The sequence below is a fragment of the Microbulbifer sp. GL-2 genome, assembly GCF_007183175.1.
Taxonomy (GTDB): Bacteria; Pseudomonadota; Gammaproteobacteria; order Pseudomonadales; family Cellvibrionaceae; genus Microbulbifer.
The window spans coordinates 1,974,480-1,997,803 of record NZ_AP019807.1; the positions used below are offsets into that span (position 1 = coordinate 1,974,480).

The 23,324-nt window shown below is 51.8% G+C and carries 20 protein-coding genes; 10 read left to right on the forward strand and 10 right to left on the reverse strand.

Annotated elements, in window-relative coordinates:
• Window positions 1-9: 9 nt before the first annotated feature.
• From GL2_RS08680 to GL2_RS08700, 5 genes are all read left to right on the forward strand, one after another.
• Window positions 10-537: a MotA/TolQ/ExbB proton channel family protein gene (locus GL2_RS08680; protein ID WP_143730281.1), complete on the forward strand. Its 528-nt coding sequence runs from the start codon at window positions 10-12 to the stop codon at window positions 535-537.
• Between the two features lie 115 nt (window positions 538-652).
• Window positions 653-1,054, forward strand: coding sequence for a biopolymer transporter ExbD (locus tag GL2_RS08685; protein ID WP_143730282.1), 402 nt, complete (start codon window positions 653-655; stop codon window positions 1,052-1,054).
• 5 nt (window positions 1,055-1,059) lie between these two features.
• The gene (locus tag GL2_RS08690; RefSeq protein WP_143730283.1) at window positions 1,060-1,683 is read left to right on the forward strand and encodes an energy transducer TonB; all 624 of its coding nucleotides are present in this window, start codon (window positions 1,060-1,062) and stop codon (window positions 1,681-1,683) included.
• A gap of 11 nt (window positions 1,684-1,694) precedes the next feature.
• A complete protein-coding gene (locus GL2_RS08695; RefSeq protein ID WP_143730284.1) occupies window positions 1,695-3,053 on the forward strand; it encodes a tetratricopeptide repeat protein in 1,359 nt (452 codons plus the stop codon).
• A 217-nt stretch (window positions 3,054-3,270) separates the two neighbouring features.
• Window positions 3,271-3,921, forward strand: a complete 651-nt coding sequence (locus GL2_RS08700; protein ID WP_172621096.1) for an energy transducer TonB — start codon at window positions 3,271-3,273, stop codon at window positions 3,919-3,921.
• A gap of 52 nt (window positions 3,922-3,973) precedes the next feature.
• Here the strand turns inward: GL2_RS08700 and ilvD are convergent, their stop codons facing one another.
• The 6 genes from ilvD to GL2_RS08730 all read right to left on the reverse strand — a co-directional run bounded on the left by ilvD (window position 3,974) and on the right by GL2_RS08730 (window position 11,596).
• On the reverse strand, window positions 3,974-5,809 hold the full coding sequence (gene ilvD / locus GL2_RS08705; RefSeq protein WP_143730286.1) for a dihydroxy-acid dehydratase: 1,836 nt from the start codon (window positions 5,807-5,809) through the stop codon (window positions 3,974-3,976).
• 126 nt (window positions 5,810-5,935) lie between these two features.
• Window positions 5,936-7,258, reverse strand: coding sequence for an amino-acid N-acetyltransferase (gene argA / locus GL2_RS08710; protein WP_143730287.1), 1,323 nt, complete (start codon window positions 7,256-7,258; stop codon window positions 5,936-5,938).
• 121 nt (window positions 7,259-7,379) lie between these two features.
• Entirely contained in the window at window positions 7,380-8,543 is a 1,164-nt protein-coding gene (argE, locus tag GL2_RS08715; RefSeq protein WP_143730288.1) for an acetylornithine deacetylase, read from the reverse strand.
• Window positions 8,521-9,399 (reverse strand): carboxylate/amino acid/amine transporter, encoded by an 879-nt coding sequence (locus GL2_RS08720; RefSeq protein WP_143730289.1) that lies wholly within the window; start codon window positions 9,397-9,399, stop codon window positions 8,521-8,523. The genes argE and GL2_RS08720 overlap by 23 nt, the downstream gene beginning before the upstream one ends.
• Before the next feature lie 234 nt (window positions 9,400-9,633).
• Window positions 9,634-10,908, reverse strand: coding sequence for an inorganic phosphate transporter (locus GL2_RS08725; protein ID WP_143730290.1), 1,275 nt, complete (start codon window positions 10,906-10,908; stop codon window positions 9,634-9,636).
• 10 nt (window positions 10,909-10,918) lie between these two features.
• Complete coding sequence (locus GL2_RS08730; RefSeq protein WP_143730291.1) at window positions 10,919-11,596, reverse strand: TIGR00153 family protein; 678 nt, start codon at window positions 11,594-11,596, stop codon at window positions 10,919-10,921.
• 147 nt (window positions 11,597-11,743) lie between these two features.
• Here GL2_RS08730 and GL2_RS08735 point away from each other — a divergent pair, with 147 nt between their 5' ends.
• From GL2_RS08735 to GL2_RS08745, 3 genes are all read left to right on the forward strand, one after another.
• A complete protein-coding gene (locus GL2_RS08735) occupies window positions 11,744-13,519 on the forward strand; it encodes a GspE/PulE family protein (protein ID WP_143730292.1) in 1,776 nt (591 codons plus the stop codon).
• 150 nt (window positions 13,520-13,669) lie between these two features.
• On the forward strand, window positions 13,670-16,513 hold the full coding sequence (gene glnE, locus GL2_RS08740) for a bifunctional [glutamate--ammonia ligase]-adenylyl-L-tyrosine phosphorylase/[glutamate--ammonia-ligase] adenylyltransferase (RefSeq protein WP_143730293.1): 2,844 nt from the start codon (window positions 13,670-13,672) through the stop codon (window positions 16,511-16,513).
• Window positions 16,514-16,573: 60 nt separating this feature from the next.
• Window positions 16,574-17,527 carry a branched-chain amino acid transaminase gene (locus GL2_RS08745; RefSeq protein ID WP_143730294.1) on the forward strand — a complete coding sequence of 318 codons (954 nt, stop codon included), beginning with the start codon at window positions 16,574-16,576 and terminating at the stop codon, window positions 17,525-17,527.
• 82 nt (window positions 17,528-17,609) lie between these two features.
• Here the strand turns inward: GL2_RS08745 and GL2_RS08750 are convergent, their stop codons facing one another.
• A complete protein-coding gene (locus tag GL2_RS08750) occupies window positions 17,610-18,953 on the reverse strand; it encodes a UDP-glucose/GDP-mannose dehydrogenase family protein (protein WP_143730295.1) in 1,344 nt (447 codons plus the stop codon).
• Complete coding sequence (locus GL2_RS08755) at window positions 18,953-20,317, reverse strand: O-antigen ligase (protein WP_143730296.1); 1,365 nt, start codon at window positions 20,315-20,317, stop codon at window positions 18,953-18,955. The genes GL2_RS08750 and GL2_RS08755 overlap by 1 nt, the downstream gene beginning before the upstream one ends.
• 277 nt (window positions 20,318-20,594) lie before the next feature.
• Between GL2_RS08755 and GL2_RS22115 the strand changes: the two genes are divergently transcribed.
• Window positions 20,595-20,936 carry an ELM1/GtrOC1 family putative glycosyltransferase gene (locus GL2_RS22115; protein WP_255505852.1) on the forward strand — a complete coding sequence of 114 codons (342 nt, stop codon included), beginning with the start codon at window positions 20,595-20,597 and terminating at the stop codon, window positions 20,934-20,936.
• Between the two features lie 71 nt (window positions 20,937-21,007).
• Window positions 21,008-21,484: an ELM1/GtrOC1 family putative glycosyltransferase gene (locus tag GL2_RS22120; protein ID WP_255505858.1), complete on the forward strand. Its 477-nt coding sequence runs from the start codon at window positions 21,008-21,010 to the stop codon at window positions 21,482-21,484.
• On the opposite strand, the gene GL2_RS08765 is transcribed toward GL2_RS22120, so the two are convergent.
• Both GL2_RS08765 and GL2_RS08770 read right to left on the reverse strand, forming a co-directional pair.
• Window positions 21,481-22,152, reverse strand: coding sequence for a YrbL family protein (locus GL2_RS08765; protein ID WP_232053799.1), 672 nt, complete (start codon window positions 22,150-22,152; stop codon window positions 21,481-21,483). The two genes, GL2_RS22120 and GL2_RS08765, sit on opposite strands and share 4 nt — an antisense overlap.
• Window positions 22,139-23,269, reverse strand: a complete 1,131-nt coding sequence (locus GL2_RS08770) for a glycosyltransferase family 4 protein (RefSeq protein ID WP_143730297.1) — start codon at window positions 23,267-23,269, stop codon at window positions 22,139-22,141. Before GL2_RS08770 ends, GL2_RS08765 begins: the two co-directional genes overlap by 14 nt.
• Between the last annotated feature and the right edge of the window lie 55 nt (window positions 23,270-23,324).

Sequence of the window (23,324 nt, forward strand, 5' to 3'; positions counted from 1 at the left end):
GGCGGCAACATGCACGCATTTATCGACGCATGGGCCGCCGTCAACGCCTTTATGGCGTCGGGCGGGCCAGTACTGTTCCTGATCGCCGGCCTGACCTTCTTTATGTGGACGCTGATTTTTGAGCGGGTCTTCTATTTCAATAAAGCATTGAAAGAGGATGTTCAGGGTGCGGTAAACCAGTGGGAGGGGCGTAGTGAACGCAACTCCTGGGGTTCCCACCAGATCCGCTACGCGATGATCTCCCGGGTATCCGAGAAAATTCAGGACAATATGGACATGATCCAGGCCTGTGTTGCCCTTGCTCCCCTGTTTGGGTTGCTGGGCACGGTCTGGGGCATGATCAATGTGTTCGATGTTCTCGCGATTACAGGTGGTGGTGACGCCAAGCAGATGGCCAGTGGTGTATCCATGGCAACTATCCCGACGATGGCGGGTATGGTTGCGGCCCTCTCAGGTGTTTTTGCCAATACCTACCTTGCCCGTAAGGCAGAGCGTGAAACTCAGCTGCTGGAAGACCATCTGACGATGGACCACTAAGCACACATAAGCGAATAGGCAAGCTTATTTGCTGTGAAGGTTTAGCCAACCAGATATTTTCACCGGGGGTGCTCCTTGTGGGCTCCTCGCGGAAAAGTTCGCTAAGAGAGTTGCTATGAGCAAAAGACAAAATACGGCAGAAGAAGAAGCCGGCGCTATCGACCTCACGCCCATGCTGGACGTGGTGTTTATTATGCTGATCTTCTTTATCGTCACCGCGACTTTTATCAAAGAGCCGGGCGCTGACGTTGTGAAGCCGGATGCAACAACCGCTGAACTCAAGGCCGCCTCTATTCTGGTAGCAATTAACGATAGTGATGAGATCTGGATTGCCAAAGAGAAGGTTGACGAGCGCCAGGTGAGAATTGTCCTGGAGCGCCTTTACTCGGAAAACCCGAAAGGGTGGTTGGTAATTCAGCCCGATAAGGAAGCGAGTATTGAGAAGATTGCCCTGATTGCGGAAGCCGCCAGGAAAATCGGTATCAAGAAAGTTTCGGTCGCGACAGAAAAGAGTTAACAGCTATGAATCCGGTAAGACTTCTTGGGGCAGGAACGTTGGCGATAGCCACTACCTTTGGCCTCATCTTCACCATGCATCAGCTGATTGCGGCAAACATGAGTGCTCCAGAGGATAAGGAGCAGTTCAAGGTTGCCGATGTAGTGATGCCTGAGCAGAAGATCGAAACACAATACGATACGACCAAGCCGGTGAAACCGGAAGAGCCGGAAACGCCTCCGCCGGAGATGCCAGAGCCCGAGTTTGAAGACCCGAACCTTGATACCAGTATCAGTGTTGCGGCTCCGAGAGCGGGTGGCGGCGTTAAACTGTCGGGTTTCAGTTTTGGCGAAGGTGATTACCTGCCTATCGTTAAGGTGCAACCGCAGTATCCCCGTCGCGCCCTACAGCGTGGCTTGGAGGGATATGTGATTGTTGAATATACGGTGACTACCAACGGTTCTGTTCGTGACCCCATCGTAATTGAAGCTTTCACTTTGAAAGGTAAACCCACCACCGTTTTCAACAGGGCCGCGCTCAAGTCCGCTCTGAAGTACAAGTACAAGTACAAGCCGCGGGTCGTAGATGGCAAGCCGACCGAGGTCCCCAATGTGCGGACCAAGATCAGCTTTAATATGGCCAAGAACTAAGGGGAAGCACTATGAAGTTGACAAGCATGAGTAAAGGTTTGTCCAAGCTCGCTCTGCGCACCTCAGTAGCGCTGCCCCTGGTCCTGGCACCGGCGATCAGTGTTACCGTGCTCGAAGCAGCAGGTGTTTCCGCACCTTTCGCCTCGGCTCAGGCGCAGGAGCAGGAGCAAAAAAAGCCCAGCAAGCAGAAGACTCGTAAAGTTCCTGCTATGCGCGAAGCAGCGTACAAAAAGCTGGAAAAGGCCCAGGAAGCTGCCGATGCAGAGGACTGGGCAGGCGCTCTTGCCGCTCTGAAGGAGATGGACGCGAGTAAGAAACGGTACAATGGCTATGAAGTAGCACAGATGTACAATTTCTTCGGTGTTGTTTACTACAGTACTGAGCGTTACAAGCAGGCAATCCCGTACTTTAAGAAAGTGCTGAACCAGGGTGAGGAAAACTTACCGGTGGCACTAGAAGTGGGAACCTTGTTCACCCTTGCTCAGCTCTACTTCGTTACAGAGGACTACAAGCAGGCGATTAACTACCTGAATCAATGGTTCAAGGTTTCCGATCGTATTACTGCCGATTCCTATGCTCTGCGCGCCCAAGCTTATAATCAGGTTGGTGACCAGAGCAAAGCCCTCGCGGATATCAATGTAGCGGTATCCATGTACGAAAAGGAGGGTAAGGTACCAAAAGAAAGTTGGTACGGATTGCAGCAGTATGTGTATTTCGAGCGTAACGACTACAAGAAGGTAGCCGGCGTTCTGGAAAAGCTGGTGCAGTACTATCCTAAGCCTGTGTACTACAAAACTTTGGCTGCGATGTATGGTGAGCTCAAGCGCGATAAAGACCAACTGCACATGATGGAAGCCGCTTATCTTGCTGGGGCTTTGGAAAAGGATAAAGACCTGCTGAACATGGGCTATCTCTTTATGGGGCATGAAATGCCTTACAAGGGTGCCAAGGTGATTGCCAAAGGCATCAAAGAGAAGAAGATTCCGCGTACGTCCAAAAATCTGGAGACTCTGGCGCAGGCTTACCAGATGGCTCAGGAGTTGCAAAAGGCAATTCCCCAGCTTGAAGCGGCGGCGAAACTTTCTGATAAAGGTGATATCTATTCGCGCTTAGCCGGGATTTACCTGGACCTGGATCAGAATGAGAAGGCCATCTCCATGGGTAACAAGGCCCTTGATAAAGGTAAGATCAAGCGTATAGACCAACTGCATATTGTTATGGGTATGGCGAATGCCAACCTTAAAAGGTATGACGCTGCTCTTAGAAGTCTGAAGGAAGCCTCCAAAGACGATCGCTCCAAGAAATCTGCCCAGCAGTGGATCGCTTACGTTGAGGGTGAGAAGAAGCGCGAGGAGAAATTAGCAATTTAAATGTTTTAATTCCTCTCTACTTAAAAGGCCACACATTTCTGTGTGGCCTTTTTTCTTTCTAGAGTTCATGCAATTTGCCCAAGCTAGACAACCTGTATTAACAGACTATTTGCATTTTTTTGTGAATTAGCTAATGATTAAAGTCAGCTGATCAGCTTTTTCCATTTCGGCATTTTAGATGCCGCTTTTGCACCCTAACAATAATAGGAGAGGTGTTATGGATAGAGCTTGCTCACCAATTTCCAGCCCCGAATTTTTCCCCAGTCACTTGTTCGCAGGCTATGCCAAAGGTTTGGCTTATGCCGCCCTAATTACACTTGGGCTGATCTTTCTTATGAGTCAGCTAATCGCCAGCGATTTTGTCGAGCCAACGGCTAAGCCGTTAGTACCAATTAAGCCGGTGCATATGACAAAGAAAGAAGTTGTTACGATTAAAGAATATCAGGCTCCGCCAGCTCCACAGGAAATACCAAAGCCGATTCAACTGACGAAAGTGGACCGGAAGGTAGATGTTTTAGATAGTACGATAGGGATTGCTCCCCCAGTTGTAGCGACTGATGGAAGTCCAGTTTTGTCATCAAGGGACCCTCTACCAGTTTATAAGCCGACTCCGCGTTATCCTAGTGTAGCGATGCGCAGGGGGATGGAAGGCTACGTAGTTGTTGAGTTTACAGTGACTAAAACTGGAGCAGTTCGTGATGCCCGAGTTATCGGTGGATATGACAGTACCGGCAAGCAAACCAGTGTATTTAATCGTTCAGCGCTAGCAGCTGCTGAACGATTTAAATACCAGCCTATGCTAGAGGATGGAACGCCGGTTGAGCGTTATGGGGTGCGAAACCGTATTACTTACAAACTGGCAGAGTGAGCAATAAAAAACGGCCCAACAGGGCCGTTTTTTATTGCTCATCGAACTCTGTCTACTCAATCTCCCGCACTGCCCCCCTGTCGGCACTGGTGGCGAGTAATGCGTAGGCTTTTAGGGCCTTACTCACTTTGCGGGGGCGTGGTTCGCTCGGTTTCCAGGCCTTTTTTCCGAGGTTGACCATCTCCTGGCGGCGCTTTTCAAGTTCGCTTTCGCTGATAGCGACCTCTATTTTTCGTGCAGGAATATCGATACGTATTGGGTCCACATTTCGCACCAGGGCGATATTACCAGCAGATGCGGCCTCAGGAGAGACATGCCCGATAGAGAGCCCGGAAGTACCACCGGAGAAACGGCCATCAGTAATTAGGGCGCAATGCTCTCCCAGCCCCTTGGATTTCAGGTAGCTGGTGGGGTAGAGCATTTCCTGCATACCAGGGCCGCCCTTGGGGCCTTCGTAGCGAACGATAACGGCCTCACCCTTGCGAACTTTGCCCTCGAGGATATGGGAAACGGCTTCCTCCTGGCTCTCAACAACATGAGCTGGGCCTTCAAAATGCCAAAGGGCTTCATCCACTCCAGACGTTTTCACTACACAGCCATTGGGCGCAAGGTTGCCAAACAGGACCGCCAGGCCACCTTCAGATGAGTAGGCGTGCTCTGCGGAGCGGATACAGCCATGTTGGCGATCAGCATCCAGTGTGGACCAGCGGCAATCCTGGCTGAAGGCGGTTTGCGTGGGGATGCCAGCGGGGCCGGCCCGATAGAAATCGCAAACCGATTTATCTGAGGTCCGACAGATATCCCAGCGCGTCAGTGCATCGGCGAGAGTACCGCCGTACGCAGTGGGTTGAGAGGCATCGATCAGGTTGGCAGCTTCCAGCTCACCGAGAATGGCCATCACTCCGCCAGCGCGGTGCACGTCTTCGACATGGTATTTCTCTGTATTGGGAGCTACTTTACAGAGTTGGGGGATCTTGCGGGAGAGTCGATCGATATCTTCCAGAGTAAAATCGATATCTCCTTCCTCGGCCGCAGCCAGTAGGTGCAGGATGGTGTTGGTGGAGCCTCCCATGGCGATATCCAGTGCCATAGCATTCCTAAAGGCTGTGCAGTTGGCGATATTGCGAGGCAGGGCACTTTCGTCATCCGCCTCATAGTAACGTTTGGTCAGGGCGACGATCTCACGGCCCGCACGCAGGAAGAGCTCCCTGCGATCGGCGTGGGTGGCCAGCATTGTGCCATTTCCTGGTAGGGAAAGCCCCAGTGCCTCGGTGAGACAGTTCATCGAGTTGGCTGTAAACATACCGGAGCAGGAGCCGCAGGTCGGGCAGGCGGAGCGTTCGTACTCGGCCACCTCTTCGTCTGTAGCAGTGTCCGTGGCCGCAATCACCATAGCATCCACCAGGTCGAGCTTGTGGTCGGCCAATTTGGTCTTACCCGCCTCCATTGGGCCGCCGGAAACAAAGATAACCGGAATATTCAAACGCAGGGCAGCCATCAGCATTCCCGGGGTGATTTTGTCGCAGTTGGAAATACACACCAGGGCATCAGCACAGTGGGCATTGACCATGTACTCCACCGAATCAGCGATAATCTCGCGGCTGGGTAAACTGTAGAGCATGCCGTCGTGGCCCATGGCGATGCCGTCATCTACAGCAATAGTATTGAATTCTTTGGCCACTCCGCCTGCCCGCTCAACTTCTCTTGCCACCAGTTGCCCCATATCTTTCAGGTGCACGTGGCCGGGTACAAACTGGGTGAAAGAATTGGCAATAGCGATAATCGGCTTGTGGAAGTCCTCGTCTGTCATCCCTGTGGCGCGCCACAGAGCACGGGCTCCGGCCATGTTACGACCGGCTGTGGAGGTTCGGGAACGGTACTGGGGCATGATGCAAGCTTCCGGCTAGGCAAATTAGAGCGACAGCTTAGCAAAAAAAGGCGATTTCAGGGATGCTTTCGCGCAGCCCGGTCTGACTGCGCGGTTTACTAGGATAAATATTTCGGTGAATGCGAATTATGTAGGAGGATTTGCAGCAAGGTTTTTTCGTAAAATCCGAGAGCTACGCTGGATGTTATAGAGCGATTTACGTGAAGCGGGCAGGTCGCTGATACGAACCTGCTCGAAACCTTGCTCGATAAACCAATGCTCTGTTTGGGTGGTAAGCACGTAGAGTTCGCTGATATTCAGCGTACGTGCCTGCCGCTCCAGGTGGCGCATCAATTTGGCGCCACGGCCTCCACCACGGAATTCGGGGTGGCTGGCCACACAGGCGATTTCAGCTGCGAATGTGGCGCTGCTATCATCCTTAATCGGATAGAGAGCAGCGCAGGCTACGGGAGTGCCATCGACCTCGACCAGAGTAAAGTGCTCTATCTCTGCTTCGAGTTTCTCCCGTGAACGACGCACCAGTACACCTTGCTTTTCCAGGGGACGGATAAGACCGAGGATGCCACCTACATCGGTGATACGCGCGCGGCGCACCACTTCATAGCTATCCCGATAGATCATAGTACCTGCACCTTCGCGGCGGAACAGCTCCTGGATCAGAGCGCCATTGTGGCAATAGCTGAGCAGGTGGGTTCTTGCGATTCCCGAGTTACAGGCGCGTATTGCACACTGCAGCGCTTCGCTCTGTACTCGGGCTGCGACCTGTTCAGCCTGTACAATACTGAGTTCGTGTACTGGATTGCCGTCCAGAATCAGTTGGGCAGGTGCGCGGAACAACACCAGCTTTTCAGCGCGTAATACTCGTGCGGCCTCTGCAGCCAGGTCGAGGTAATTGATATTGAATAATTCGCCAGTCAACGAGGTTCCCAGGGGTGAGAGCAATACCAATGCCCCCTGATCCAGGGCTTGCTCAATGGTGTTGACCTCCATTCTGCGGACGGTACCGGTCCAGCCCAGGTCCACACCATCCAGCACGCCACAAGGGCGCGCGGTTACCAGGTTTCCAGAAATTACCTTCAGCGCCGAGCGAGCCATGGGGGAATCGGGTAGACCTTGAGAGAAAGCGGCCTCGATATCAAATCGCAACCTGCCCACGGCAGCCTTGATAATCTCCAGGCTCTCTCGATTGGTGACCCGGTTGTTCTCATGAAAGCAGCTCTCGACTCCACTTTCTTTAAGGGCTCTGTTCACTTGTGCACGGGCACCGTGTACTACGACCAGGCGCACGCCCAGGCTGGCGAGCAGTGCCAGGTCGTGAACCAAATTACGAAAGTTAGTGTGTTCCAGGGCATCACCGGGAATACCAATTACCAGAGTGCGGCCGCGAAGGTCATTAATATAAGGTGCCGCGTGGCGAAACCAGTTGAGAGAAGCGTTATCGTCGCTCACTAATGCATTACCGTCTGTTGAGGTACTTGCCGGCTCAGTGACAAGTATTTGGGAGTTATTTCTGCCCTCGGTGAGGTGCCCAACTGCTTATTAACAGGTGGCATAGAGTAATATTCTGCAATCACAGGCAGAAGCGTGCTATCAGGCTGCGCAATATATCCACCATTGGGTTTATGCGCTCAAGCCCCAGGTATTCATCTGGCTGGTGGGCCTGGTCGATATCGCCGGGGCCAAGCACGATAGTGTCAATATTCATGCTCTTCAAGTAGGGCGCCTCGGTGCAAAAGGCAACGCTTTCTGCACTGTGCCCCGTCAGCTTTTCGGCTACCTTGATGAGTTCGGAATTTATATCTTGCTCAAATGGCTCAGTGCTTTGGCACAGTGGAACTAAGTCGATATGAATCTTCTTGTCTTGAATACAGGGTTGCAGGCGGTTATTCAATTCCGCGCGAAGATCAGCAATGTACATGCCAGGCAGTGGGCGTATATCGAAATGCAATTCAGCGGAACCACAAATCCGGTTTGGGTTATCGCCACCGTGTATACAGCCGAGGTTCATAGTAGGCACGGGAATTTCAAAACCCGGGTTATTGTACTTTTGCTGCCACTCCTTGCGTAAAGATAGTAATTCACCGATAACCGAATACATGGCCTCCAAGGCGCTTGCTCCAAGGGTCGGATTAGAAGAGTGGCCGGACTGCCCGGTAATTCGTACAGACTCCATCATTATTCCTTTATGCATACGAATGGGGCGCAAACCCGTCGGCTCCCCAATGACAGCAAAGCGTCCGAGGGGTCGTCCGGCTGAGGCTAGAGCACGAGCTCCAGCCATGGAGCTTTCTTCATCGGCGGTGGCTAAAATCGTTAAAGGCTGGCGTAGGGGCTTGTGGACAAAGGTCTTGGCCGCTTCAATAGCGAGGGGAAAGAAACCTTTCATATCGCTGGTGCCCAGCCCATATAGACGATTCTCTCGCTCTTCCAGCTTAAAAGGATCTGACTGCCAGCGCCCCTCGTCGTAAGGTACTGTATCGGTATGCCCAGATAGAATCAGTCCGCCACTGCCATCCGTACTTCCGCCTAGGGTGGCGATCATATTGGCCTTATTTGGGTTATCTGGTATGGGCATCAACTCCACTTTAAAGCCTAGAGTTTCCAGCCATGTGGAAAGTATTTCCAATACACGGAGGTTTCCCATATCCAGTGCTGGATCAACGGCACTGACACTAGGGCTGGCGACCAGCTGACGTAACTGTTCCTTGAGGTCAGGTAGGACGGTACTTACCATGTTGAATTTCCCTTTGCTTGTTACGCCATTCATTGAGCATTATGGCAGTCGCGATTACGCCTCCCCCTATCATAAGATTTATGATAGGGGCGTCACGATTCCAGATTAACAGGTTCACCAGTAATCCAGCGGGAATAAGCGCATTATTCATGGCTGCCAGGGTTGCTGCTGTGACCTGGGTGGTGCCCTTGTTCCACAGGAAATAGCCGAGTCCTGAGGCCACCACTCCCAGCCAGATTAATACACCCCACTGTACGCTATTTTGCGGATACTGGGCTTTACCCAGAAACACCCAGGCTGTCACTGTAACAAGGTTGGCACCGAGGAAAAACCAACCAAAAGTCTGCCTGGGGGCAAGGGGTTGGTGGCGGCGCATAAACTGTCTGTAGCCCACCTGACCCAGGGCGAAACACAAGTTGGCCCCCTGAACCATGGCAAACCCGTACCAGTAATTACCATTTGGCTTGTCCCAGCGAATGATAGCTGCCCCGGAAACTGCCAGTAACGCAACCGTCAGGTTCCACAGAGAAAATCTCCTCTCAAGCAAGTCGTATAAGAGCGTGATATACAGGGGAGTAAATATGGTGAACAGCAGGACTTCCGGAACACTGAGTAGTAGGAATGACTGGTAATAAAACAGATACATCAGTCCCAGCTGAACTCCTCCAATAGCCATCAGTGTGATAGCAGTGCGAGGGTCCGAGCGACGCCACTGCAACAGCGGCAGGAAAATTAGAGATGCCAGCAGAATTCTAGTCATGGCAGAAAAGTAACTGTCAACCTGGCCTGCCAGGTAAACCCCGATCAAGCTGAACGAGAAGGCCCACAACAGGGTGACAAAAATCAGTAGAGGCATATGAATAAGGGGCTAGCGTAAGGTGTTCGCGGAATGCGGCGGAGACCGCTTAAATTTGGATTCATCATGTTACTGGTAGCTTAAGGGAATAGGAATTGAACCGGGCCGCTCATGCAGATTCCGATTTAGTGGCCCTGGTACTAATGCAGGGTTTGCGCCGGTGAAGGGGCAACAAAAAGGGAGGCTCTGAGGCCTCCCTTTTCTTTTGGCTTTGGCAAATGCCCGGTTGTGAGATCAGCCAAAAATACCTTTGAACAGGTAGAAGAACAGGATCGCAATACCGGCACCTGCAGGCAGGGTAACTACCCAGGAGGCGGCGATTGTGGTGATCATACGCAGATTAAGGGCGCCGATACCACGTGCCAGACCAACCCCCAGCACCGCTCCAACCAATGTATGAGTGGTGGAAATCGGCAGCCCTGTACCCGAGGCCATTACTACTGTGGCGGCGGCGCCCAGCTCAGCGGCGAAGCCGCGGCTTGGTGTGAGCTCGGTAATCTTTTTGCCGATGGTCGCCATTACTTTAAAGCCGTAAGTGGCAAGACCCACCACGATACCCAGGCCACCCAGCAGCAGGATCCAGGAAGGCATGGTGGATTTGGCAGTAACTGCACCGCTTTGAATGGTGTTCACAACGGCAGCGAGGGGGCCTACAGCGTTGGCCACGTCGTTTGAGCCGTGGGCGAAGGCCATGGCACAAGCGGTGAAAATCATCAGGATGGCGAACACCCGCTCGACATTGGCAAAGCGGTTTTCTGCCTCGATGGAGGGATCCTGTTTAACGCGCTTGAGCATGGTGATACCAATCCCCATAACCACCAGCCCAGCCAGTGCGGCGATGCCCGCATCCTGGATAAACGATAATTGGATATTGGCGTCCTTTAAAACATGTTTCAGGCCTTTGGTCAGGGTGACCATGGCGATCATCCAGCCGACGGCGAACATGTAAAAGGGAATGTAGCGTTTGGCGTTGGCAAAGGGGTCCTCGGTATCGAGGATCAGGCGCTGGACACTGCGGAATAGCAGGAAGGAAATAGTACCGGCTAATAGCGGGGACACCACCCAGCTGGCTACGATGCTGCCCACTTTACCCCAGGCTACGGCGTCAGCGGAGATTCCAACCGCGGAAAAACCGACGATGGCGCCAACAATAGAGTGGGTAGTGGATACTGGCCAGCCGAGGATACTCGCAACTAGCAGCCAGGTCCCTGCGGCGAGTAGTGCAGACAGCATGCCGTATACCAGCAGCTGGGGTTGTGCGGAGAAAACGTCAGAATCGATAATGCCCTTTCGTATGGTGGCGGTAACCTCCCCACCTGCCAGGTAGGCGCCGGCAAACTCAAAAATCATGGCGATTACAATCGCCTGTTTGATAGTCAGTGCGCCGGAGCCTACTGAAGTACCCATGGCATTGGCGACATCATTTGCACCAACGCCCCAGGCCATAAAAAAGCCCGCGACAATAGCCAGAATCAATAAGATATGGCCGTATTGACTAAGAATTTCCACGTTGAGCCCCCTAACGTGCCAACAACAACTGCAAACGGTTACCCACGCTGTGGGCGCGATCGGCCAGTTCGCCGATCCATTCAATGATCCGGTAGAGGAACATGACATCCACCGGGGGTAAGTCTTTTTCTATGGAGAACAGTGCCGCGCGAATCTCGACTTCGAGTTTGTCCGATTTGCGCTCCAGTTCGTCCAGCTCCTCAGTCATACGCTTGGCAATAGTGACTTCACGACCGGCGAAGCCGCTTTCCAGCAATTCATCCAGCTCGTTAATGGCACGCAATGCCTGGGAAGAGGTGGCCACAGCACTTTCGACAAAGGTTTCCATAAGCGGCTGCAGGCTTTGCGGGATCTGCATTTTTCTGCCGACTGCCAGCCCGGCGATATCCTGTGCGGTATTGGCTACTTCATCCTGGGCGTGCAACAGTTCCAGCAGGTCAGATCTGGAGACCGGCATAAACAGGCTGTCCGGCAGGTGTAGGCGCAGGTCTCTCTTGATGTCATCAGCGCGGTTTTCTGTGGCAGAGATGCGCAGTTGAATTTTTTCCGCTTCGTCCAGATCACCTTTAATCAGGGCGTCAAAAAACGGAATCAGATCGGCTGAAGCCTCGTGGGCCGTAGCCATATGCTTTTCGATCGGTTTGATCGGAGAGCGGCCAAACAGGTTGGCAATATTCGACAGGGCCATGGTTAGCTCCATTGCTCAGAGTACGAAACGGCGGCATGGTACCCCAATCGGGGCAACTTCGGTAATAGTGCGTTAACGATGCACTGTTGTGCCCTTGGGATAGGGCTACAATGCGGCGTCGCCATATGAGAATAAAGGGGTTTACCAATGGCAGAGAGCAAAGCTGCTGACAGACTGCTGGACTTACGTGGGTTGCTGGAAGACCTTGTCAGCCAGGGCTACGTAAGCAGGTTGGATGCCAACAGGATTGTGGGTACTCCGCGTACCGCCGAGCAGGCACAAATGCACCCGCTCAGCTATATCGCCAGCTGTGATATTGCCAACCAAAAAGTCCCCGGAACTCTGTTGAGTAATGAGGTGCTTAGTGCCTGGCTGGCAGAATGCTCTTCTCACTCCCTTTACCATATCGACCCGCTCAAAGTGAATGTGAATGCGGTGACTGAAGTGATGAGCTTCCAGTTTGCCAAGCGCCACCAGATTTTGTGTGTTGAAGCGGGAACCGATGAGCTATTGGTCGCAACCGCCCAACCTTTTGCCAGGGGCTGGGAGGAGCAGTTAGAGCATACCAGTGGTCGTATGGTTAGACGGGTGGTGGCCGACCCAGGGGATATCAAGCGCTATTGTATTGAGTTTTACTCGCTGGCCAATTCCATTTCTGGAGCCAGTGGCCTGCAGGGCACTTCCGCAGCGAATAACTTTGAGCAGCTGTTGGAGCTTGGCAATCTCAAGGACCCCGAGGCCAACGACCAGCATATTGTTAATATTGTCGACTGGCTGCTGCAACACGCATTCGACCAGCGCGCCAGTGATATCCATATCGAGCCAAGACGGGAGGTGGGGCGTATCCGTTTCCGTATTGACGGCGTATTGCACCCTATCCATGAATTACCGGACCAGGTGAATGCGGCGGTAACCAGCCGCCTGAAAATTCTTGGGCGCATGAATGTAGCGGAGAAGCGCAAACCCCAGGATGGACGTATCAAGACCAAGCGCCCCGATGGCAGTGAAGTGGAGTTGCGCCTCTCCACCTTGCCTACCGCCTTTGGTGCAAAGTTGGTAATGCGGATCTTTGATCCCGAGGTATTGGCGCGTTCCTACAGCGATCTGGGGCTTGGTGGCGATGACTTGTCCCGCTGGCAGAAAATGTTGTCACGCCCCAACGGCATTGTACTGGTGACCGGTCCGACCGGCTCGGGAAAGACCACCACTTTGTACACCGGGCTCAAGCAGCTGGCTACCAGTGCGGTGAATGTCTCCACGGTGGAAGACCCTATTGAAATGGTTGAGGAAAGCTTCAACCAGACCCAGGTGCACCATTCCATCGGCTTCGACTTTGCCGCAGGTATCCGCACCCTGATGCGCCAGGACCCGGACATTATCATGGTCGGGGAAATCCGCGACCTGGAAACTGCGCAGATGGCGGTACAGGCGGCCCTTACCGGTCACCTGGTGATCTCTACCCTGCATACCAATGATGCTCCCACAGCAGTCACCCGCTTATTGGACCTGGGATTGCCCCATTACCTGTTGAAATCCACCATCCTCGGCGTGATGGCCCAACGTCTGGTTCGCACCCTGTGTCCCTCGTGCAAACGCGAGGATAAGATTGCAGAGGCCGATTGGCATTCCCTGGTGCGCCCTTGGAAGGCGCCATTGCCGGATAAAGTGTATGCACCTGAAGGCTGTTTGGAATGCCGAAATACTGGCTACCTGGGCCGCCAGGGTATTTATGAAATTTTGCCTTTTAGTGAACCAGTACAGGCTCAGGTAACCTCTGACTGCGATCTCCAGCTGTTGCGGCGCCAGGCTATGCGTGAGGGTATGAACAGTCTGCGTCTCTCCGGTGCTAAAAAGGTGGCGGCTGGTTTGACTACTGTGGCCGAAGTACTGCGTGTGGCACCTCCACCGGATATTGCGTTTTAAAGGCTCGGACAGGATTGCCCTGAATCAGAAGAACTGGCGTAATTGTCATGAGTTTGGTTGGCATAGACTACCGGCTCCGTAATTGGAGGAAGCCTGGAGAATAGAGGACAGGCCCCTCTGCTCGATATCAGCTCCAAGGATTGATGCCCCATGTTCGATCATGCCTATTGCCCCGAATCACTTCAGTCCCAGCTGGATGTTCAATGGAGTGATTGGTGTGAACAGGCGGATACCGCCCTTATTGATGAGGTGGAGAACCTTATTCAAGATAGGGACTTACAGCAGGGGCTGGCGCGCAGCTTCCTGGGTTCCGAGTTTTTCCACCGCCAGTGTTGTCGGCAGCCACAGTTATTGCCTGAATTGTTGAAATCCGACGACCTGGGCCTGGCTCTGCCTGACTTTGATAGTGATGAAAGCCTCGACGGCGCATTGAGATCACTGCGTAACCGTGTCACTGCGGAGGTTATATTTCGGGATTTTGCCGGCCAGTGGGATATTCCACAGGCCTGCTTGCGACTCAGTGAGCTGGCTGAACTCTGTATCAATACAGCTATGCAGTGGCACCGCACCCAGCTGGTAAATCGCTACGGTGAGCCTAGGGATATACAGGGTCGGGTGCAGTCTATGGTGGTGCTCGGAATGGGCAAGCTAGGCGCGCGTGAACTGAACCTCTCTTCAGATATCGACCTGATTTTTGCCTACCCCGAGCTGGGACACACCGATGGTGAGCAATGTGTGGAAAATCAGAAGTTTTTCCAGCGCCTGGGTCAAAGCCTGATCAAATCACTGGATGCTATCACTGCCGAAGGTTTCGTATTTCGCGTGGATATGCGCCTGCGACCCTATGGAGACAGTGGCCCCCTAGTAAGCCATTTTGCTGCGTTAGAAGACTATTACCAGACACAGGGACGTGAGTGGGAGCGCTACGCCATGGTCAAGGCACGCCCGGTAGCTGGCGATAATGGGGCCGCAGCAGATTTGATGGAACTGCTGCGTCCATTTACCTATCGCCGCTATATTGATTTCAGCGCGATTGATGCACTGCGGGAGATGAAGGCATTGATTCAGCGTCAGGTACGCGCGCGCGGCCTTACCAGCAATATCAAACTGGGCCGTGGTGGTATTCGAGAAGTGGAATTTATCGCCCAGGCATTTCAGCTGATTCGCGGCGGCCGCGAGCCGGCATTGCGTGAGCGCAACCTGTTGAAGCTATTGCCCCTCTTAGAGAGTGATGGGCATGTAGAGACTGGTGTGGCCTCGGAACTGTCGAACTGTTATCTGCTGCTGCGTCGCGTGGAACACGCCCTGCAAGCTTATCGGGACCAGCAAACCCAGGCATTACCACAGGATGATAAAGAGCGTGAGCGACTGGCCTATGCCTTGGGGCGTGATAACTGGGATCAACTCTTCGGAGAACTGGCGGCGGTGCGCAATGTGGTCGAGCGTGAATTCGATACCGTAATTGCCCCACCGGAAGAAATTGCCGAGCCCCGCGTAGCGGAGGAGTGGCAAGGGCTTTGGGGTAGTTGCAATGAGTCCGGTAGTGAGGAGATCAACCTGCACAGTTTGAGAGATGCGGGTTTTACTCCTGCTCAGGAGGCCCTGGGTTTACTGCGGGAACTCTGCAACTCGCCGATGGTTATCGCACTGCCGGCTTCATCCCGTGAACGCCTTGACCAGTTTATGCCGCTATTGCTAGCTGCTGCCAGTTTGCAGGAGCAGCCGCTACTGGTGCTTGCGCGGGTACTGCCCCTGGTGCGCTCCGTATTGCGCCGAAGTGCCTATCTCGTACTCATCAATGAAAACCCACCGGTATTAAGCCAATTAGTGCGCTTGTGTAGCGCCAGCCCAAGGATTGCCGAACAGCTGGCTCGCCATCCAATCCTTTTGGATGAGCTGCTGGACTCACGCCGCTTATTGGCACCGGCGACTGCCGAGGATATTGCGGATGAGTTGCGTCGCGAGTTGCTGCGAGTTGATCCTGCCGACTTGGAGCTGCAAATGGAAACTCTGCGCTATTTCAAGCAGAGCCAAAGTCTGCGTATCGCTGCCCAAGAGGTGAGTGGTGCCTTACCGCTGATGAAGGTAAGTGATTCTCTCACCTGGATGGCGGAAGCGATTTTGCAGCAATCATTGCACTTGGCCTGGGTACAGATGGTGGAGAAGTACGGGGTGCCTGCGGGAGCTACAGAGGAGGATATGCGCTTTGCCATTATTGCCTATGGCAAACTCGGCGGCTTGGAACTCGCCCACGGCTCAGACCTGGATATTGTATTTGTGCATGATGCGGATTCCCAGCTCAATACTGACGGGGAGACAAGTATTGATAATCTGCGTTTCTATACTCGTTTGGCACAACGCCTGATTCATATTTTACAAACCCGTACCCTGAGTGGCCCACTCTATGAAGTGGACACCCGCCTGCGCCCTTCGGGTAATTCGGGGCTGCTCGTCACCTCCATGGCGGCATTTGAGAAATACCAGCGCGAGAGCGCCTGGACCTGGGAACATCAGGCATTAGTACGCGCCCGACCTGTGGCAGGTAGCAGCCGTGTATGTAGCGCCTTCCAAGAGCTGCGATTACGATTGCTTTGCGAGCCCAGAAATGGGGAGAAATTGCGCGAGGAAGTGGTTGCGATGCGCAATAAAATGCGTTCCCACCTGGATAAGAGCAATGATCAAAAGTTCGACCTCAAGCACGGCGCGGGCGGTATTGTCGATATTGAATTTTTGGTCCAATATGCTGCACTGGCCTGGGCGCAAACTGCGCCCTCGATAGTGCGTTACACTGACAATATTCGCATTCTCGAAAGTCTGATTGACGCGGGCCTGATGACGGCTAAACAAGCCGGACATTTGATCGACGCCTACAAAGCCTACCGATCTGAAGGTCATCGCCTGGCACTACAACAACTGCCGGGGATTGTGAGTGATGACCGATTCATAGCGGAAAGAAAGACCGTTCAAACAAACTGGCAGCAATTGCTCGGTTAAAAGCCGACTACCTCCTGCTGCCCGATTAAACTGTTTTTCAGGATTTGTAGGAGTTTCCCTATGTCTTTTGCCGACCGCGACGGCGTTATCTGGTTTGATGGTGAGCTGGTTCCATGGCGCGATGCGCGAGTACATGTTCTCACCCATACCCTGCACTATGGGATGGGAGTCTTTGAAGGCGTACGTGCCTATGAAACCGACCGCGGCGCCAGTATTTTTCGTTTGCAGGATCACACCCGCCGGTTGTTTCGCTCTGCGAAAATTATGAATATTCCCATGCCTTTTGATGCCGATGAGCTGAATGAAGCACAAAGGTTGGTGGTGAGGGAAAATAACCTGCATCAGGCCTACCTGCGGCCTATGGTGTTTTACGGGTCTGAAGGGATGGGGTTGCGTGCCGAGGGACTCAAAACCCATGTAATAATTGCCTCCTGGGAGTGGCCTAGCTATATGAGCCCGGAAGCCCTGGAGCAAGGCATCAAGGTAAATACCTCCTCCTATACCCGTCATCACGTCAATATCAGTATGTGTAAAGCTAAGGCCAACGGCAATTACATCAATTCCATGTTGGCTCTGCAGGAAGCGGTGCGCAACGGCTGTGATGAGGCGCTGTTACTCGATCCGGAAGGCTATGTGGCAGAAGGTAGTGGAGAGAACTTCTTCATTGTAAGGGATGGCACAATTTATACCCCAGAACTCACTTCCTGTCTGGATGGGATCACCCGCGATACAGTTATTGAATTGTCGAGGGAGTGCGGGTACCGGGTGGTCGAAAAGCGCATCACGCGGGATGAAGTGTATATTGCCGATGAGGCCTTCTTTACCGGCACTGCAGCAGAGGTGTTGCCCATCAGTACACTCGATGGTCGCGCCATAGGCAGTGGTCGTCGTGGGCCGATTACCGGGCGCTTGCAAAGCCTCTATTTTGATGTGGTTCAGGGGCGTAGTACCGCCCATCGGGGATGGTTGAGTGATGTGAGTGATACACCAGAAGTGAATTTCCGGATCGCTTGAGAAGCTGTTTACAATAGCCCAATAATAAAACCCAGTGAAAACCGGGTTTTATTATCTGCTAAATCTGCTCGTTTAGCCTTTACTATGATGCCCCGTTGGTATCAGGCCGTCCCACACAATAGTAATCAAAGCCTGCAGCCTGCATTTCATTTGGTTCATATTGGTTGCGGCCATCGAATACAACAGGAGCGGCCAGTATGGTTTTCAACTCTTCAGTATCAAGGCTTTTAAACTGCTGCCACTCAGTTGCAATAATTAAGGCATCAGCACCCTGCAGTACATCACCCTTGGAGTCGCAAAGTTTAAGGTCTGCTCGACCTCCATATATTCTGCGGCATTCATCCAGTGCCTCAGGGTCAAATGCCTGAACTTTTGCACCCTGCTCCCATAAGCGCTCAAGCAAGATACGGCTTGGGGCCTCGCGCATGTCGTCAGTATTGGGTTTAAAAGAGAGACCCCATAGCGCGAAAGTCTTACCTTCCAGGTTCCCTCCGTAATGTCCCAGAATTTTTTCGGCCAAGTAGTGCTTCTGATGCTCGTTTCGCGATTCCACTGCAGAGAGAATATCGGCCGACAACCCGAGTTGTTGGGCGGATGAAATTAGGGCCTTGACATCTTTGGGAAAGCAAGAGCCACCATAGCCAATTCCAGCATAAATAAACTGGTAACCAACCCGTGGGTCTGAACCGATACCCTTGCGCACAGCTTCGATATCCGCTCCAACCTTGTCGGCAATATTGGCCATTTCATTCATAAAACTGATTTTGGTGGCCAACATGCAGTTAGCAGCGTACTTAGTAAGTTCCGCGCTTTTTACATCCATGACAAGAATTTTTTCATGATTGCGATTAAAAGGTGCGTATAGGTGGCGAAGCTTTTGTTCAGACTCTACTTCAGAAGTGCCTATGATAATACGGTCTGGGCGCATACAGTCTGCAACCGCAGAGCCTTCCTTGAGGAATTCAGGGTTTGAAATGATATCAAAGGGCAGATCGAGCCTGTCTCGGTCCGTTAATTGTTCTTCAACCGCTGTGCGAACCTTATCTGCGGTTCCTACAGGAACTGTTGATTTGGTGATGATAAATTTTTTGCTGTCCATGTACTTGGCAATGGTCCTGGCGACAGTAAGGACATGGCGTAAATCGGCAGAGCCATCCTCATCCGGCGGGGTGCCAACAGCGATAAAAATCAGCTCCCCATGCTCAACGCCGAAAGCGGCATTAGTAGAAAATGACAGGTTGCCGGTGCTGACTCCGTTTTTCACCATCGGCTCAAGACCTGGCTCAAAAATGGGGATCTGTCCCTGCTTCAGGCGTTTGACTTTGTCATTATCGATATCAATACAGACAACTTTATTACCGGCCTCAGCCAGTACAGCTGCTTGCACCAAGCCTACATAGCCGGTGCCAAAAACGGTCACATTCATTAGCTTGACTCAATATTTTGAGGTGGTTTGTTTTGGTGTGCCTGCTGGCTAGTGAAGCCAGAGGGCTTAAACCTGCACTTTTCTAGGTAGCTGCGGGCTAATAGGACTGCGAGAGGGACCCAATAAAAGAACCAAATATAGTTGGGTTTGACCAGTGGTTGCTGGGCATAGATCAACATAGCCAGGGTGCCGAACAAAAGCCAAGCTACATATAAGCCTGGAATCCAACTGAATAGTTTTTCTTTGGTTGTTACTGTGGAAAGTGCGCCAAGTCCTTGCCAGGCGCAGGCAGCGATACCAAGCAGGCCCGTAAAACGAGCTACATCCAGAAGGTAGTTGTGAGGGTGGGGCAATACCTGACCTAGTTCAATAAATTTTTTGTGAACCAGCCCTGAACCAATAGCTGGAGAAAGCATAAACTCGTCAAAAACTTTGTCCCATAACTCCATGCGTATTGAGTAGGCATTGCCTCGGTGAACTAGTGGGAGGTCGCCAAACATAAAGAAGTAGCTTAGTGGAAGAATGATAAAAAGCGTCAAGGCCACAATTATTTTTAGTAGCCGAGATGTAGTAATAAAAGCTGAAACCAGTACGGCGAAACCAGCCATTACAATAGGGACTTTTGTTTGTGAAAGTAGAATATAAATACACGAAATTGCCAAGCCTGCCCATGACAGCCAGTGCCAAAGCTGAGATGGGCGACTGAGCCCATAACAGCAAAAAAGAGCGTGGAATCCAAATAGCATGCCGGTTTTATCGATATTACCCTCTAAGGATATCCCTCCAATACGATAAAAGCGTTGAAAGCCACCCTCAATACCATAGGTAATTAATGAGGCTACTCCAGAAACAACACCTACTAAAATTATCGCGAGTAATAGATTTTCTAAGATCTTATCGCCATATTGCTCTAGTAATAGGAGAACTGCACAGTAAAAAATCACTAGGTAGAGTACCAGCTTCCAATAATATGTTGCTTCACGCATGACATCGGCATTGTCACTATTGGCCCAAAGGGTGGATAGTGCCAATACCAAGGGAAGGCTACAGAAGGCAGAAAATTGCCATGAGAATATGAATTGGAAGTTTTTTTTCGACAGTAGTAGTAATAATGTTGCTGGTAGTAAAGTTAAATAAAAACTTGTTTGGACGCCTGATACTTTTGGAGAAAGGTACAAGCCGCAAACCAGAAGGAATAATCCCAGATAAGTGATACGAAGCAGTATAGTGATCCACTTTGAGTCCTGCTGACGGTAATACACTGGGGTTTGTGGGCTAAGGTTACTTCCAGGTTCTGGCATAATTAAGTTTTTAGTTGATAATTGTTTTGCTGTTGTCGAATAAAGCTCGTTGAAGCTGTCCAATGGCTGTTGATAAGTATCCTAATAATACTCTGGGGAGTTCAGGTCGGATACCGCCCTTGAAACAGTAAGTATACTGGATGTCCAATAGCTCTCAGAAACGTAGTACTCTGGTGACAGTGCGCCTCAGGAGTAGTGAAGTCGGGGAGATTATACTGGATGGTACAGGGGTTCAACAGGCCTTTACCGTGGGGTAGGATGTACGTCTTTAAAGGGGGCAGCAACTATATTTTGGTGGTTGCCCAATAACCTCTATCTATTTGCAATTTCAGGATTTCCTTTGCAGCTGACAGTTTGGCGCTTCCTTGACGGTAATCGTGCGCATGAAAAGCAAAGTGCGGCGCTGATCTGTGGTTTGCAAAGCAGTTATGTGGGCGAGGTCAATAGTCTTGATATCTCCTCCTCGGTTACAGCTTCAAGTATCTTCTTGGACAGCTCAAAAAAGCTCTCCTCACTTCCCGAACCTGATTTTCTGATTGGGACGGGGCGCCGAAGTCGCCTGCCGATGTTGGCAGCGCGACACCGCTTTGGGGGGCGTGCAGTAGCTATTAACCTGCCTCAGCTACCCTTCCGGTGGTTTGATTTTGTGGTTGTTCCAGAGCATGACCGCCCCCCCCTTTAGATAATGTTATTCTCAGTCAGGGCGCTTTGACGGAGCCTCTACCTGGTGGGCATATCCAACCCGGACGGGGGTTGATCTTACTGGGTGGTCCTAGCAGGCATTTCTCCTGGGACATAGAATCTATCCGCCATCAAGTGGAGCAACTCTTGTTGCAGCCGCTGAGTTGGCAATTATCCGATAGTCGCCGGACTCCAAAGGGTAATATTAGTATTCTATCCTCAAGCCGTGCTCAAATAGTAGATTGGCGCTCCTGTTCAGCTGGCTGGCTTAAGGGGGAAATGGCTTCGGCTGAGCAAATCTGGGTGAGTGAGGATAGTATCTCGATGCTATTTGAGTCTTTGCAGAGTAGCGCCAAAGTGGGTGTAATACGTGTGCCGAGTAAGTCAAGATCAAATAAAGTGAGAGCCGCAGTACAGCGGCTGATCGACCAGGGTATTGTCAGTGACCAAAAAGACGAAGTAAGGGCCCAGGTGGGGCGAAAGCCCCTGGATCAATACCTCTTTTGTGCTCAAGCCCTGTTACGTCGTTGTGGTTTGCCTTTACGCTAATGCTTGAGGCCCTGGGCTTCAAATCTTCTCCAGGGCGTTTTCTTATCAGAAATTTCCCATTCGACCCGTAGCCACATGCGCTGTATACGGCGTTGAATATAGCGTTTGGCAAAGTAATCAGAGATTTGAGGAAAGGGTAAAAAGGATGCGCAACCCAAGCCATCAATTACATAGATCTCTAGTCTCTCATTTTCCTGGCGTACTACCAGATTGTGGGCAATCAGGTTTTTGGTCAGAACACCATATTCCAGCAGCCATGTTGCAAAGCGTTCTAGAGCAGCTCTCGCCTCACTGTTTAAGCCATGTTCATTTAGGTATTGGCGCAATGTAGGGGCGGGGTTGCCGCTGCTGTCTAAAATAAGGTCAGTGACTGCACCTGGCCCCAAACTGGTTTGCTGTAACCCATACCAGCGAGGTAAATGTTGCCAGAGACCCTTTTTGTTTTGATGTACAGCCTTTTGTGAGTAACCTTCCTGCTCTCGCAAGTTATCATCAAAGCCGTCTTGCCCTCGCCACTGTTTATACCAGGGCGCGCGACCAAGTAGCTCAGTAGTTCGTCCTGGGCGCATAACCTTAACACAGAGAAGCGGCTTTTCAGGATGACGGTAACAAAAGCGGTTACCACCGCTGGCAAAAGGCTCGCTGTGATCTAAATTAATCACTGTCATAGGTTTGAGATGGCTCTTTAATCATAGCTTTGTAGACTTCGATAGTGTGCTCCGCTTGGCGCTTGAGGGTGAAATCTTCGGAGAGAGTGGACTTTTGTTTTGGGTCGCTGAGTAATGCCTGGGTGCGATTATACAGACCTTCAGCATCATCCTGCTCCACTAGCCCTTGAGGGAAGCAAATACGCAGTGACTCGGCGGGGCCCCCTACATTATATCCAATAACGGGTGTCTCCATGGCTGCTGACTCAATAACGGTACGTCCAAATGGTTCTGGCCGCTTGGAGAGGTTATATACCAGGCTGGATTCTTTGTACCAGTGGCGAATGTCACTGCGGTGGCCGACAAACGTAAGGTAGCTCTCAACCCCCTTTTCTTTTACTTGCTGTTTGAGCTCCTCTTCATAGTGGCTCTTATTGGGCTCGGCCCCGCCCAGGATTATCCCGTGGATATCACTGCGGTTGAAGCTCAAACGCTGGATCAAATCGATAAAGTCCTCTTGCCCTTTCCAGCGGGTTAGCCTTCCGGGTAAGAGAAGCCAGCGTTTGCTGCGTAGGTTTGGGAATTCTTGCTCTATGCTCTCTCTCCAGCCGGTTGGGAGGGGGATGTTGGGGTTGAATTCGTCGGTATCGACCCCGCGATAGATTATTTCCGGGGGGCGCTGTAGGTATGCCTCATAATTACTTTGTAAGTAATTGTTCACGCACTCGGATATGGCGATGACCTGTTCGCTGCTGGCCATAATGGCACTGTAACGATTGACAGAGTAGAGGCCGTGTGCGGTGCTGATAAGGCGTGGTCGTGAGCTGGCTGTAAGTTTTCGCCAAGCTAAGAAGGTTATCCAGGCGGGGATCCTTGAGCGTACATGTAATACATCCGGACTTTCCTGCTGAATTAGTTGTCTTAGCGGTCTAACCTGTAGCAAACTGCTAAGGGATTTCTTATGAATTGACAGTGTGAAATGTTTTGAGCCCTCTGACTCCAGTCTTGGGACCAAGCTGCCACCATTGGAAACCACGATAGATTCGTGGCCAGCTAGAACGAGCATTCGCGCCAGATCGAGCGTACCTCGTTCAACTCCCCCTGAGTTTAGGGCGGGCAGTAGCTGCATTACTTTCATGGATTGCTTCACAGAATAAATTTGTCTTTAAGTGTCACCCGGATCTTCTAGCTTG